This window comes from Acinetobacter sp. AS5 (assembly GCF_048957595.1).
GTDB lineage: Bacteria > Pseudomonadota > Gammaproteobacteria > Pseudomonadales > Moraxellaceae > Acinetobacter.
The window spans coordinates 1-13,777 of record NZ_JARDAL010000065.1; the positions used below are offsets into that span (position 1 = coordinate 1).

The 13,777-nt window shown below is 39.4% G+C and carries 13 protein-coding genes and 1 pseudogene; 4 read left to right on the forward strand and 10 right to left on the reverse strand.

Annotated elements, in window-relative coordinates; translation table 11 throughout:
- A partial coding sequence (locus PV763_RS15740) for a transposase (protein ID WP_420938184.1) occupies window positions 1-367 on the forward strand: 367 nt, incomplete at its 5' end.
- Between the two features lie 131 nt (window positions 368-498).
- Here PV763_RS15740 and PV763_RS15745 read toward each other — a convergent pair.
- The 7 genes from PV763_RS15745 to cadR all read right to left on the reverse strand — a co-directional run bounded on the left by PV763_RS15745 (window position 499) and on the right by cadR (window position 8,625).
- Window positions 499-672: a hypothetical protein gene (locus PV763_RS15745; protein WP_420938185.1), complete on the reverse strand. Its 174-nt coding sequence runs from the start codon at window positions 670-672 to the stop codon at window positions 499-501.
- 203 nt (window positions 673-875) lie between these two features.
- A complete protein-coding gene (locus PV763_RS15750) occupies window positions 876-1,775 on the reverse strand; it encodes a cation diffusion facilitator family transporter (protein ID WP_004733183.1) in 900 nt (299 codons plus the stop codon).
- Window positions 1,776-1,861: 86 nt separating this feature from the next.
- On the reverse strand, window positions 1,862-5,020 hold the full coding sequence (locus tag PV763_RS15755; RefSeq protein WP_420938186.1) for an efflux RND transporter permease subunit: 3,159 nt from the start codon (window positions 5,018-5,020) through the stop codon (window positions 1,862-1,864).
- The gene (locus PV763_RS15760; RefSeq protein WP_086197158.1) at window positions 5,010-6,260 is read right to left on the reverse strand and encodes an efflux RND transporter periplasmic adaptor subunit; all 1,251 of its coding nucleotides are present in this window, start codon (window positions 6,258-6,260) and stop codon (window positions 5,010-5,012) included. Before PV763_RS15760 ends, PV763_RS15755 begins: the two co-directional genes overlap by 11 nt.
- 1 nt (window position 6,261) lies before the next feature.
- Window positions 6,262-7,629: a TolC family protein gene (locus PV763_RS15765; RefSeq protein WP_180001850.1), complete on the reverse strand. Its 1,368-nt coding sequence runs from the start codon at window positions 7,627-7,629 to the stop codon at window positions 6,262-6,264.
- 49 nt (window positions 7,630-7,678) lie between these two features.
- Entirely contained in the window at window positions 7,679-8,089 is a 411-nt protein-coding gene (locus tag PV763_RS15770; protein ID WP_039624319.1) for a hypothetical protein, read from the reverse strand.
- 143 nt (window positions 8,090-8,232) lie between these two features.
- Window positions 8,233-8,625, reverse strand: coding sequence for a Cd(II)/Pb(II)-responsive transcriptional regulator (gene cadR, locus PV763_RS15775; RefSeq protein WP_004281856.1), 393 nt, complete (start codon window positions 8,623-8,625; stop codon window positions 8,233-8,235).
- Window positions 8,626-8,715: 90 nt separating this feature from the next.
- On the opposite strand from cadR, the gene PV763_RS15780 reads away from it, so the two are divergent.
- Genes PV763_RS15780 through feoB form a run of 3 tightly spaced genes read left to right on the forward strand, consistent with a single transcriptional unit; the run spans window position 8,716 to window position 12,087 of the window.
- Window positions 8,716-9,996 (forward strand): cation transporter, encoded by a 1,281-nt coding sequence (locus PV763_RS15780; protein ID WP_070153973.1) that lies wholly within the window; start codon window positions 8,716-8,718, stop codon window positions 9,994-9,996.
- Between the two features lie 11 nt (window positions 9,997-10,007).
- On the forward strand, window positions 10,008-10,268 hold the full coding sequence (locus PV763_RS15785; RefSeq protein WP_004665962.1) for a FeoA family protein: 261 nt from the start codon (window positions 10,008-10,010) through the stop codon (window positions 10,266-10,268).
- On the forward strand, window positions 10,258-12,087 hold the full coding sequence (gene feoB, locus PV763_RS15790; protein ID WP_086044985.1) for a ferrous iron transporter B: 1,830 nt from the start codon (window positions 10,258-10,260) through the stop codon (window positions 12,085-12,087). The genes PV763_RS15785 and feoB overlap by 11 nt, the downstream gene beginning before the upstream one ends.
- Before the next feature lie 122 nt (window positions 12,088-12,209).
- Here feoB and PV763_RS15795 read toward each other — a convergent pair whose 3' ends face one another.
- The 3 genes and pseudogenes from PV763_RS15795 to PV763_RS15805 form a co-directional block, all read right to left on the reverse strand.
- On the reverse strand, window positions 12,210-13,166 hold the full coding sequence (locus PV763_RS15795) for an arsenic resistance protein (protein ID WP_004665958.1): 957 nt from the start codon (window positions 13,164-13,166) through the stop codon (window positions 12,210-12,212).
- Window positions 13,167-13,176: 10 nt separating this feature from the next.
- Window positions 13,177-13,539: pseudogene (locus PV763_RS15800) on the reverse strand (recombinase family protein); the annotation flags it as partial.
- Between the two features lie 44 nt (window positions 13,540-13,583).
- Window positions 13,584-13,777, reverse strand: a 194-nt coding sequence (locus PV763_RS15805; protein ID WP_420938187.1) for a DDE-type integrase/transposase/recombinase, incomplete at its 5' end; no start/stop codon positions are given.

Consider the following 13,777-nt stretch of genomic DNA (forward strand, 5'->3'; position numbering starts at 1 on the left):
TGGAAAGGATTCATATGCTGCACCTTTAGCTAAAACAGTCTTCAGCTTACCATTCGTGGTTATTTGCAACAGTGCCGTAATTCCACCCAGGAAGAATGCCAAGCCCTGGAAAGATTCTAAAATCAGTTCAATAGAACGAAATGAGTTACTTCAAACGGTTAAGCATTTAGGCAGAACCCTATGGAAAAAATGGTCGGGCTATCACCGTCGCAGTTTGGTGGAAACCAAGATGCATTGCATCAAATTATTAGGAGATAAGCTGACGGCAAGACATTTTCAAAGTCAGCTCAATGAAGTTCATGCGCGTGTGGCAGTTCTGAATAGATTTACGGAATTAGGTAGACCTCACACCCAAGTTGTCACTTAAATTTGAATGGATTGGGGAAAACTCAGCTTTTGAATGTTTATGCAACAAAGCCGGTTTTAGTTATAAACTTATTCATTCAGGAATTATATTGCTGAATGAATAAGTCTAATTGATTTATTTATGCAACCCAACTATTCATTTGATTCATTATTTTTAACTTGTTTTTGTTTAGAATTTTCAACTTTAGAAGCTTTTAAATTCTTTTCAAGAAATAACAAGCCGCCATCTGCATAACTAAAACTTGCGATACTAAAGAATGCACTAATTAACAGTAATTTAGTACAAAATTTATTTTTGAATAGCATGTTTATTTACTCTCATTTAATACTTGTTAGATATTCTAACTTTAAAGAATTAACACCCAGAGGACTCATAAATTACATTCTTGTAATTTTAAAATGTCTCAGGATGGTGTTTAAAGTGCGTGTGATAAATAGAAGTGTAATACAGGAAAATGGTAAGGTTTATCAGCCTAGTCATCTGTCCATTATGTAGAAAGAGCAGCACTTTAATGTTTATGCTGTTCCAATGTATTACATTCCTTACTTTCTATTTGTAACGTAATTTCAGTAATATTATGATTATGTTTTAGAACTTCTAAGGCCTTTTGATAGAGTTGATCTGTATTGCTATTCGGAGCAACCAAATGAGCAGTTAAATGAATATTTTTTGAGGATATAGCCCAGACTTTCAACTGATGAATCCCTTCAACGCCCTCTAGCTTCAATAAATCATTTCTTAACGACTCAATATCAATCTCATCAGGAACTCCTTCAAGCAGAATATTAATACTTTGTTTTAATAAAATCCAAGTTCGAGGTAAGACCCAGAAGCCAATTAACACAGCGATTACGGTATCAACCCACATCCACTGGGTAAAATAAATAACTATTCCTCCGATAATCACGCCTATCGATCCTAGAGCATCACTAAGAACTTCTAAATATGCACCTTTTATATTTAGACTTCCTTCAGCACTAGCAGAAAGGATTTTCATTGAAATCAAATTTACGACCAAACCAATGACCGCGACAATCATCATTTCAACACTTTGAATTTCAGCAGGGTTCGTAAAACGTTGATAAGCTTCATATACAATATATATTGCTACCACAAAAAGCATCACCGCATTAAACAGAGCCGCTAAAATTTCAAATCGCTGATAGCCAAAAGTTCTTTTATCATCTGCGGCTTTTTTACCAATTTTGATAGCGGCAAGAGCAATAGCTAAAGCGGCTACATCAGTAAACATATGAGCTGCATCAGATAACAAAGCCAAACTTTGGGTAATAAAAGCAGCGACAACTTCTACTATTAAAAAAGTAGTCGTTAAACCTAAGGCAACCATTAACTTCTTACTATTTTCTTCAGTAACAACCGCATGGCTATGATCATGATGTTCTGACATAAAATATTTTCCTTATTCTATTTATGATGAGCAGAGATATTGGATAACAGCCAATATCTCTGCTGTAAATCGACTAATCTATTGGATTAAGAAACTTTCTTTTCATTCATCCAGCGGTACAGTACGGGCAATAAAACCAATGTAAGCAGGGTAGAGGAGATAATTCCTCCAATAACCACTGTTGCTAAAGGTCTCTGTACTTCTGCCCCAGTTCCGGTTGCCAAAGCCATCGGGACAAACCCAAGGGACGCCACACAAGCGGTCATCAGCACAGGTCTAAGACGCAAAATTGCACCCTGCCACGTTGCATAATAAAGGTCATATTGCTGTCGCAACTCTTTGATAAAGGTGAGCATGACTAAGCCATTCAGTACAGCCACCCCCGATAGTGCAATGAAGCCAACCCCTGCTGACATGGATAATGGAATGTCACGCAACCACAACGCGATTAAGCCTCCACATAAGGCAAACGGGACACCACTAAAGACCAGTAAGCTTTCTTTGATATTATGGAATACAGCCATCAATAAAATAAAGATCGTCAACAATGCGAGCGGAACCACCAATTGCATACGCGCTTTTGCAGACATCAGATTTTGAAATTGACCGCCATAATCTATCCAATAACCGCTTGGTAATTCCTGTTTGGATAACGTGCTCTGAAGTTCTGTTACGAATGAGCCTAAATCGCGTCCTTCTACATTTGCAGTAATAACCACCCGACGTTTACCATTTTCACGGCTGACCTGATTAATACCCAGGATATTTTCAACGCGTGCAACATCTTGCAGTTGGACTAAACCACCATTTGGCAATTGAACAGGAAGTAGCGCTAACTGCTCGGGACTACGCTGGGATTCATCTAGACGGATAACAAAATCAAAACGCTTGTCTCCCTGTAGAATGGTTCCAACATTTTGACCACCGACACTTGTCGCCACCAGATCCTGAATTGCTCTTACCGACAAGCCGTATTGTGCTGCTCTGGACTTATCCACCTCTACATTCAACAAGGGTAAGCCGCTGGTTTGCTCTACATTAACGGCTGTCGCGCCTGAAATTGATTTAATTTTCTGAGAAATCTTATTCGCTTCACGATTCAGAATTTCCATATCATCGCCAAATAACTTGACACCCACATCACTTCGCACCCCTGAAATTAACTCGTTAAAACGCAGTTCAATGGGTTGCGAGAACTCACTGTTATTTCCCGGCAATGTCGCTAAGAAAGTAATCATTCTTTGGCGAAGCTCATCAATCGTTTGTTTTGGATCAGGCCATTCATCATGAGGTTTTAACAGTACCACGCCATCTGAAATGTTGGGTGGCATGACATCTGTGGCCACTTCTGCTGTACCGGTACGGGCAAAGATTGCTTTAATTTCAGGAAATTCTTTCAACAGTAACTTTTCAGTATTTTCCTGCATTCTCAGTGACTGTTCTAACCCTGTACTTGGGGAACGCATTTGCTGAACAGCAAAATCACCTTCACCCAGTTGAGGTGCAAACTCGCTACCTGTTTGAGTAGCTAGCACACCCGTAAGCACTAAAATACAGGCAGCCACAATAGTCACAAATAAACGAAGCTCATAGGCTCTATCTAAAAGCAATTCATATTTAGTTTTAAGCCAATGCATCCAGCGACTTTCGGTTTCCTTGACTTCTCCAGTGACAAATAGGGCAACTGCGGCTGGCACAAAAGTGACAGATAAAATCATGGCCCCAATTAAAGCCAGTACAACCGTCATTGCCATAGGATGGAAAAGTTTGGCTTCTACACCCGTCAGGGTAAAGATAGGTAGATAAACTACCAAAATAATTAACTGTCCAAAGATGAGAGGACGACGCGCCTGTTTTGCAGCCAAGAAGACTTCTTTAAATCTTTCAGAACGGCTAAGTAAACCACCTTTCAGCTTCTGAGCTTCTGCTAGCCGACGGATACAGTTTTCTACAATAACCACTGCACCATCAATAATAATACCGAAGTCCAGTGCCCCTAAACTCATCAGATTTGCACTAATCTTCTGCTCTGCCATTCCCGTCAAGGTAAACAACATTGAGAGTGGAATAACGCAAGCCGTGATCAGCGCAGCACGGAAATTACCTAGAAAGAGAAATAAAATAACAATGACGAGGATTGCACCCTCAATCAAATTTTTCTGAACGGTTTTGATCGCCCGATCAACCAAATGCGTACGGTCATACACAGTCTCAATCACCACACCTTTAGGTAGCGATTGCTGGATCGATTGCACCTTTTCATCAATGGCTTGAGCAACGGTACGGCTATTTTCTCCCATCATCATCATGGCAATACCCAATACAGTTTCTTCACCATTATAGGTTGCAGCCCCTGTTCTCAAGTCATGACCAATTGAGACATTGGCGACATCTGCCACCCGAATCGGATAGCCGTTTTTATTGGCAATACTGATGTTCTGGATATCTTCAATCGTGTTTAAAGTGCCAGGAACACGAACCGTTAGCTGTTGTCCATTTTTCTCAATATAGCCAGCACCACGGTTTTCATTATTTTCTGTTAAGGCGGTTTGTAAATCAGTCAAAGGAATTTGCAATTGTTGTAATCGGTTCAGATCAGGGGCAACCACATAGGTTTTATTAAAGCCACCGATACTGTTGATCTCCGCAACGCCTTTTACACGCTGTAATTGCGGCCTTACAATCCAATCCTGAATTTCACGTAAATCCATCGCAGAATAAGCGGTTCCATCCGGTTTTTTAGCATTTGGTTCGGCTTTAATCACCCATTGATAGATTTCACCTAAACCTGTCGAAATAGGTGACATGTTAGGTTGCACATCTTCAGGCATTTCTCCCATTGCTTCTTGCAAGCGCTGGTTGATAAGCTGTCTGGCCCAGTAAATATCCGTGCCATCTTCAAAAATGATGGTCACTTGCGATAAGCCGTAGCGTGAAATCGAACGGGTTTGTTCCATTTTCGGCATGCCTGACATGGCATTCTCAATTGGATAGGTAATCCGCTGTTCCATTTCCAAAGCCGTAAAGCCATTGGCTGAAGTGTTAATCTGCACCTGAGTATTGGTAATATCCGGTACAGCATCAATCGGTAACTTTTGATAACTATAAATACCAATAGCAATCCAAGCCGCAATAAACAGCATGACCCAGATTGCGTTATGAATAGAAAACTGGATCAGCCGATCAAACAGCCCTTCAGGTTTTACCGATTCGTGGTCTGGAATGTGAGGGCTTTTAGTGCTCATGTGAAGCCTCTCCTTTTTCCATCTCAGATTTCAGTAAGAAACTGCCTTGAGCGGCATATTTTTGTCCCTGATTAAGCCCATTTACCACTTCAATCCACTGGCTATCCCCAGACGATTGACCTAATTTCACCGGTTGCGGAGTGAATTCAACTTTTTGTCCATGCTGAGTGGCGACAAAAACCACATCTTTTCCATCGACATTCTGAACTGCGGACTTAAGCACCCGTAATGCGGTACTTTCACTGCGTTGTTGCAACTGTACGTTTACCATCAAGTTTGGACGTAATTCGGTTGCATTCGATTCAACTTTTGCTCGCACCTGAAGACGACCTGTTTGAATATCCGCTTCAGTATTTAAGGTTTGAATAACCGCCCTATAGACCTTTTCAGTTTGCAAAGATTTAAATTCGATCTTTTGATTCGGGGCTAAGCCCACAATTTCAGAATTTGGAACAATAAATTCAAGCCAGAGCTGATCTAACCGGTCTATGGTAAAGAGTTGACTTGCTAACTGAACATTTTCCCCGAGAACCAAATCCTTTTTACTGATCACGCCAGAAATTGGGGCTTTTAAAATATAGCGCCCGTTACTAGCATTCACTGCACCAAATGCACTTAAACGTGATTGGGCCGCTTGAACCTGGATTTGTGCCCGTTTATAACTGTTATAAGCCCGTTGATAGTCCTGTTTTGCTGAGATACCCTGTGACCACAATTGACGCTCACGCTCAAAGTCTTGTTTCGCCAGTTCCAGATTGGTTTGTTCAATTTTAAGATTGGCCTGCTGATCAACTAGATCAGGAACAAGCAATGTAGCCAAAGGCTGCCCTTTCTGAACTTTTTGGCCGAGTTCTACATAAACATTTTCTACATGACCGCTAAAACTCGGTGAGACATGCGCTTGCTGATCCGTATTCACATTGAGTTTGGCAGGATAAGAACTTAATTTAACCACCGGACCTTGATCGACCGCTGATAACTGTATGCCCTGTTCCACCAGTTGCTTGGCCGTCAGGCTCACGCCTTCTGCATGCTCTTCGGTTTCACCGCCATGTTCTTCACTTCCATGTTCCTCTGCGCCTTCTTCCTCTGCATGTTCATCTGATGTTTCAGATTTATTCTTACCCGACAAGATCAAGAAAATACTGAGGAGTACGGTTGCGCCGATGACCAAACCAATCAGTAGAGGTTGAGAGATTTTTCCGCTCTGTTTTTTTAAGCTGTTTTTAAGATCGAACATGTTAATTTCCCCCACCAATGACAGGCATGGCCTGTATGTCTTGCCATAAGTTTTGATTGATTTGTGCAATAGCATCTTTCGACATGACTTCACTTGGGCTAATGCCTAAGCTCAAACTTTCTGCTTCAATGGCCTTTTGCCAGCCATCCCGTAACAACTGGACTTTACGCAGACGGATGTCTTGTAATTGAAGCGTGGCTTGCTGAACATCGGTTAAAGCAAACTTTCCTGCCAGAAAACCTTGTAAAGTTTTACTTTGAACTTGAGTCGCCAAAGGAATTTGAGTCTCGTCAACGACTTTGAATTGCAGCTCTAAACCCTGCAACTCGGTTAAAATTGTGCCTATTTGCAGCGCATTTTGCTTCAGATAAAATTCTTTCTGACGCTCTAATAAGTTCATTTTTTCTTGCGCGATTTTTATGCCATTTTGCTGACGATCGAAAATATTAAGCGGTACACTAACTCCGACTACTAATTGATTTTGTGTGGAGTTTTCCAAGGATTGGGTGCGGTTGACACCTAGGTTTAAAGTGGGGTTAGGACGTGCCTTTGCTCTTAGTTGATCAACCGTTGCTTGAGACTCTAATACCAGTAAAGCTCGATATTTCTCAACGTAGTTTTCCGCTAAATATTCTTGAACCTGTCCATGAGTCGATTTTGGCCAGAGCTTTTGTGAAGAGAGGTTTACCTGCAATGACTTATCAGACGTACCCCATAAATTTGATAATTGTTGGGTGGCCACTTGTACCTGTAAGTCTGCCTGTCTAAAAAGGCGTATATTTTCAGCATGACTTAAACGTGCGCGATTCACATCTACTTGCGCGATACCGCCCGCAGTAAAGCGCTTCTCGATCGCTTTAAGGTTTTCTTCACTCACCCGAAGTTGTTCATTGACAATGTTTCTTTCAAGTTCAGCAATGGCCAGTTGTGACCATACATATTTCACCGCAAGCTCAATTTGCGCTTGATAAATCTTCTGCTTCAGTGCTGTTTTATCTGTAGAGAGACTGGCTAATTTTTGGTTTGCTTTTCGCTCACCAAAAATATCCAAGGGTTGTGATATGCCAATGGCAAGCTCTTTTTCATTATTTGAACCAAAGCCCGTTTGTTCAACTGACAATTCAGGATTTTTAAACAGCTTACTTTGCTGAAGATTCGTGGCATTAATACTATTTTGCGTTTCCCAGAAATTTTGGGACGCTTGATATTGGTTAACCTGCTCAATAGCTTGCTGCAGCGTTAAATCTTGAGTACTGGCGACTACGGAAGTACTGATGCTGATCATTGCAGATAGCAAGATACCGCTACCTAAGGCTGACCAGGATAAATTCAGGATGGAGGTATCCTGATGTAATTTGTTTTTTGACATGAAAATGCCCCACGCATAATGAAATTAGGAGTGGTGGGCTTTTATAAGACTACCCCACCAATAGTAGGGGCAAATCGGGAGGCGGGGTTAATTGATTCAGATAAGGGGATTTATAAAAAGTTATTCCCAAATAAGTTGGGGTAATGCCGGTCTCAAAATCAGCTTTAAGCTTCAGATCATCGGGTGGGTCAATCTGAATCACGATTGTATTTGAGAAATGACTGCACTTTTCGTTAAAACAAACCTTCTGACAATAGTCATAGATTTCTTTATAGTTTTCTAGGGAATAAAGTGCTTGACGAGGACTATCACTCTTTTCGTCTAAATCGATTGGATTAGAGAGTATTGAATTGGGTATGTTTGGCATTTCATGCAGACACGCGGCCTCTGCCACACTCCAAATATTCTGGAATGTGAATAAGAGTACCAATATCTGGATTAGAAATGTTTTTCTCTTCATACACAAATCTGTATTTAAAACACCAATAAAGAAGCTGTCCAGATCTATCAAAGATCTGATCACAGAATTTGAGTAACCTTAAACTTTTTGCAGCCTTAAGTAAAGATATACAGAATTTTTGAAAAAAGCATAGGTCTAGATAATCAAGCTAGATTTTTTAGAACTCCACATTGGTCAATTGTACATAAGCCATCACAAGTACCTCTTAAATCAGATAATTGTTCAATAAGCTTTTGTTGCTTGATTATATTTTCTCTGATAGCACTGACATGTAAGTCAATTAATTCATTCACATCTGAACAATTTTTCTTGGGATTATCTTTATAGGTGAGTAATTGACGAATTTCATTCAAACTCATATTTAAAGTTCGGCAATTCAAAATAAACTTAATTCGCTCAACATAGCCTATATCGTAAAGGCGGTAATTTCCTTCCGTTCTTTCGGGTTCCGGAATTAAACCTTCCTTTTCATAAAACCTAATTGTTAATACTGAACATGAGGTTTTTTTAGAGAGTTCACCAATTTTTAAATGCATTGAGTTGGTATTTCCAAAAAATCTTGACTCTATAGTAACTATAGGGATTCTAATATTCAAAGTTTATAAATTTTTTTAATGGGTATAACTATGAGTGGCTGTGGATGTAGTAAAGAAACACCATGCGAAGATAAGAAATCTCAACAAGAAAATCATCCATCAATTGCAGAAGCAAGCAATTCAAAGAATTGTGATAATACGCCTAGCTGTTGTGGTGAAGAGGAAGAAGAAAAATCTTCATCTCCTTGCTGTAACACTTCAAACAGTTGTGAAGATACCGCTCAATCCTGTTGTGGTTCTGATCCCAAAGAAAATTTAAGCACTGAAAACGTTTTAAAAGATTCGCACTACATGAGTGAATACTTAGTTCCCAAAATGGATTGTTCTGCGGAAGAACAGATGGTTCGTATGGCGCTATCTTCAATTGATGGTGTTCAAAAACTCATCTTTGATTTACCTAACCGTTCTTTAAAGGTTCTACATAATCAAAAAGATGAAAATATAACCACCAAACTTGAAGCTTTGGGTTTTGGTGCAAAGCTTGTGAAGACTGAAACTTATATAAGCAATCAACAGGCTAAGCAAACAAGTACCTACACCATTCCTAAAATGGATTGCTCTGCTGAAGAGCAAATGGTCCGTATGGCTCTTGCAGATATTGAAGCAGTTAAAGGTCTTACTTTTGATCTTCCCAATCGAAAACTGAAAGTCTTCCATAATGAAGGGATTCAGCAAATTACGGCTAAACTCGAAGGACTGGGTTTTGGGGCGAAACTTGATGAAACACAGCTTTCTACAGGCGATATACCTAATGAACCTGATCCTGTGAGACAAGCTAAAGTACTTAAACTGTTATTAGGCATTAATGCTCTACTGTTCTTTATAGAATTCATCAGCGGAATTATTGCTGCGTCTACAGGATTGATTGCTGATTCTCTAGATATGTTTGCCGATGCAGCCGTTTATGGTATTGCGCTATATGCCGTCGGAAAAGCTGCGAAATATCAAATAAAAGCAGCCCATTTCGCAGGTTGGATTCAGTTATTACTTGCTGTTATCGTGATTGTTGATGTCATTAGACGATTCATGTTTGGAAGCGAGCCAGAATCAACGCTCATGATTGTTATTGGCCTGCTCGCACTTATAGCTAACGTGACATGCTTATATCTTATTTCTGGTCATCGAGAAGATGGCGCACATATGAAAGCCAGTTGGATTTTCTCGGCGAATGACGTTGTCGTAAATATGGGCGTTATATTTGCCGGTGTACTCGTGGCGTGGACGGGATCAGCTTATCCAGACTTAATCATTGGCATCCTGGTTTCTTTATTCGTGCTTAATGGTGCTCGAAAGATTTTGGCTTTGAAGTAAGAGTATCGAAAATGAATCTATTTCAAGTTAAACAAAATCAGATCGTCAAAATTAGAGATCTCAAAAAAGGTAATCAATACAGTCATACCACTGATCCCGTATTGGAACGGCTCCAACTATTAGGTTTTAGAGAGGGTGAAACTCTACAAGTACTCGCTAAAGGTGTTTTTGGCGGAGATCCTGTTTTAGTTCAGATTGAAACTTCAAGATTCGCATTAAGAAAGAATGAAGCTGAAAGAATTTTTGTAGAGTTAGTATCCAATGAAGATTAAGAATATTGCATTAGTCGGTAATCCAAATTGCGGAAAAACCTCTTTATTTAATACACTTACTGGTACGCGACAAAAAGTTGCCAACTATGCTGGGGTTACCGTAGAAAGAAAAGAAGGTTCTTTTAACTTACCTTCTGGTGATGCAATACGAGTATTGGACTTACCCGGAACTTACAGTTTAAAACCTAGTAGTTTAGATGAAGAAGTCACCAGGGCAGTTTGTTTGGGCGAGCTAAAAGGTGAAATTCTACCCGACATTTTTATATGCGTCGTAGATGCCACAAATTTAAGCTTACATTTGAGCTTGGTTCTCGAAGTTCGTGCTTTAAATCGCCCTATGATTCTTGTATTAAATATGATGGATGAGGTCAAAAAGCGTGGTATTTCCATTGATAAGGATAAACTGTCTCAACTGTTAGGTATCCCTGTAGTTGAAGCTGTCGCAGTTAAAACAAAAGGAATTCAAGATTTAATTAATCAATTAGATCAAAAAAATCTTTTTATTACTCCTTATCATTCTGAATTAAGTCATTTTGAACAGGTCAAACAAATCACCAAACAAGTTATTTTAAATAATGACAATGGTGATAAAAGAACCGCATTTCTAGATAAAATTTTTCTACATCCTGTATTAGGTTTAGTAATCTTAACTTTAACCATGTTTGTGATGTTCCAAGCGGTATTTATATGGGCAACACCTTTTATAGAATTCATTGAAAATTTTATCGTATGGCTCAGTGATTTTATTGGACCACTAATCCAACATCCTCTATTAAAAAGCTTGGTAGTCGATGGGGTAATTGCTGGCACAGGTAGCGTGCTTGCATATATGCCTCAGATTTTGATTTTATTCTTCTTCATTTTAATGCTTGAAGAGTCAGGCTATTTACCCCGAGCAGCATTTCTTTTAGATAAATTAATGTCTAAAGCCGGGCTTAGCGGCCGTTCATTTATTCCTCTGCTATCCAGTTTTGCTTGTGCGATTCCCGGAATTATGGCAACCAGAAGTATCAGCTCTGAACGGGACAGATTAGCAACAATTATGATTGCACCATTGATGACCTGTTCAGCAAGATTGCCCGTATATGCTTTATTGATCGCGGCATTTATTCCGAACCAATTAATCTACGGCTGGTTAAGTCTGCAAGGATTAGTCCTTTTTGGTCTTTATATGTCGGGAATAGTCTCAGCGTTATTAGTTTCACTCTTTCTGAAGTTGGTTCGAAAAGATAAAACTGAAAGTATTTTTATTTTTGAGCTTCCCACATACCGAATTCCAGATATTAGAAATATTGCATTAGGCTTATATGATAGGGCAACTATTTTCTTAAAACGAGTTGGTGGCATTATCGTTGCACTGTCTATCTTGTTATGGGTGCTAGTCACGTTCCCTCAAGCACCAGATAATGCAACCATGCCAGCCATTAACTATAGTTTAGCTGGTCAGTTAGGACATTTAATTCACCCTATATTTGCGCCTATTGGTTTTACATGGGAAATATGTATTGCACTCATTCCTGCTATGGCAGCAAGGGAAGTTGTAATTGCAGCTCTTGGGGTGATTTATGCGATGTCAGGTGATGAAGATACTGTAACTCAAAGTCTGTTAAGTCAAATTTCAGGCCCGGATGGATGGGGGTTAGCCACAGGTTTATCATTATTGGTATGGTTTATTTTTGCTCCACATTGTCTTGCCACGTTAGCAACAATTAGACGAGAAACAGGTAGCTGGAAACAGCCTGTCGTTATGGCAACTTATTTGTTTGCATTAGCCTACATCTTTTCATTCATCACATATCAAGTTGCGAGTAAGTTTTAATTAGCAAATGAATAAAAGAGGGGGGGGAGCTAGCTCCCCCCCCTTTATTAAATTACTCGATGTAAGCGTGGGCTTCTGAATACTTTTATCTAACTATAACAACTACTTAAATGTTTAAATCTCTAGGTTTTGAATAGTCGAGGTATCAGACGAATATAGATTGGTAAAAAGCATAGTTCAACGATAGTCTGAGTCAAGATTACAGCAGGAATTATGGGCATACTTCCCGGAATTGCAAAAGCTAATGGAAGAATAACAAATGAATTTCTATATGATGCTGAAAAGGACACAGCACTAGCAGAGCCAGATTCTAATCGAAAAATACGAGCAATTATCCAACCCACGAATGGAGCAATAATGGCAAAAGAAATATAAATTGGTAAAGCTTGAAGAGCTGCACTTTTTGCAAGCCCAATTTGAGGCATAACTGATGCTAGGACGATAAACAAAACTAGGGCTGTGGCAGGTACAGGAAATAAGTTTAGGCTTTCAGCCACTTTTTCTGCTTGTTCATTTCTATTCCCAATGAACTGAACTATAGCTGCCATTGCTAAGGGTGCAACAATGAACCATACAAACGCATGGACAAAAGGACCAATTTCAACAAGCTGAGCTACCTCTTCTCCGAGGAGTACACCAAGATAAATTGGTAGTAAGATCATTTGGATAAGCAATAATACAGGTGTCATCGCAAGTAATAATCTTGCATTACCTTTCCCAACATGGGTGAAAGTAATCACATAATCAATACACGGTGCTAGTAGAACAAAAAGTACAGCTAAACGAATAAGTGGGTTTTCAGGTAAAAATTGTATTAGACCTGCCGTAATTAAAGGTAAGGCAATAAAGTTAGTAATAAGTAATGCAGAAATAAAACGTAAATTTTTTAATGCCTTGCCAATTTCTGCAATAGGTACTTGTAAAAAAGTAGCAAATAACATTAATGCCAGTGCAGGGTTAATCAAACTTTCTAAAATCGTCGCTCCACTGATGGTTAATCCAAAAATAACTCCGATAAAGATGGTACAGAAGTAGATTTTGACTTGATTATCTTCAAGAAAATTTCGAATATTTTCCATTTTAATTGAGTTACTCACTTGCTTTTAAATAGCGGTATACCGCCTGGCGACTAATTCCAAATGCCTGGCCTAATGCCATTTTTGAAGGGTACTTTCCTTCCTTCCATTCTTGTCTTAAAGCTTCAGCCTGTTCAGGTTTCAATTTATGTACACGCCCTTTGTACTTTCCTTGAGCAGAGGCCAGTTTTATTCCTTCTTTTTGACGCTCTAAAATGATCTCACGTTCGAACTGTGCAAAAGCGCCCATCAATTGCAGCATCAAATTATCCATCGGGGTAGATTGAGCAGTGAAAGTAATATTTTCTTTTACGAACTGGATGGCAATTCCTCGTTTGACCAGTTTATCTACTTCAGTGACTAAATCTGGCACTGTTGCAAATAGAGATTTGAGTCGATGATGTTCCCTTTAAAAAGTGCTTAGAGACCGAAAACCCTGTTGATTAGACACACTTCACCCTGAGGCTGACCATAATAAAATGACGATGCTTGTCCTTTACGTAGTGCACGCATGACTTCAATACCTTTAATTGTGGTATAAGCAGTCTTCATAGATTTGAATCCTAATGTGGCCCTGATGATTCGCTTTAACTTACCATGATCACATTCAATGA

Coding starts and splice junctions, on each gene's coding strand:
- PV763_RS15745 (WP_420938185.1), bottom strand. CDS start 672: ATGCTATTCAAAAATAAATTTTGTACTAAATTACTGTTAATTAGTGCA.
- PV763_RS15750 (WP_004733183.1), bottom strand. CDS start 1,775: ATGTCAGAACATCATGATCATAGCCATGCGGTTGTTACTGAAGAAAAT.
- PV763_RS15755 (WP_420938186.1), bottom strand. CDS start 5,020: ATGAGCACTAAAAGCCCTCACATTCCAGACCACGAATCGGTAAAACCT.
- PV763_RS15760 (WP_086197158.1), bottom strand. CDS start 6,260: ATGTTCGATCTTAAAAACAGCTTAAAAAAACAGAGCGGAAAAATCTCT.
- PV763_RS15765 (WP_180001850.1), bottom strand. CDS start 7,629: ATGTCAAAAAACAAATTACATCAGGATACCTCCATCCTGAATTTATCC.
- PV763_RS15770 (WP_039624319.1), bottom strand. CDS start 8,089: ATGAAGAGAAAAACATTTCTAATCCAGATATTGGTACTCTTATTCACA.
- cadR (WP_004281856.1), bottom strand. CDS start 8,625: ATGCATTTAAAAATTGGTGAACTCTCTAAAAAAACCTCATGTTCAGTA.
- PV763_RS15780 (WP_070153973.1), top strand. CDS start 8,716: ATGAGTGGCTGTGGATGTAGTAAAGAAACACCATGCGAAGATAAGAAA.
- PV763_RS15785 (WP_004665962.1), top strand. CDS start 10,008: ATGAATCTATTTCAAGTTAAACAAAATCAGATCGTCAAAATTAGAGAT.
- feoB (WP_086044985.1), top strand. CDS start 10,258: ATGAAGATTAAGAATATTGCATTAGTCGGTAATCCAAATTGCGGAAAA.
- PV763_RS15795 (WP_004665958.1), bottom strand. CDS start 13,166: ATGGAAAATATTCGAAATTTTCTTGAAGATAATCAAGTCAAAATCTAC.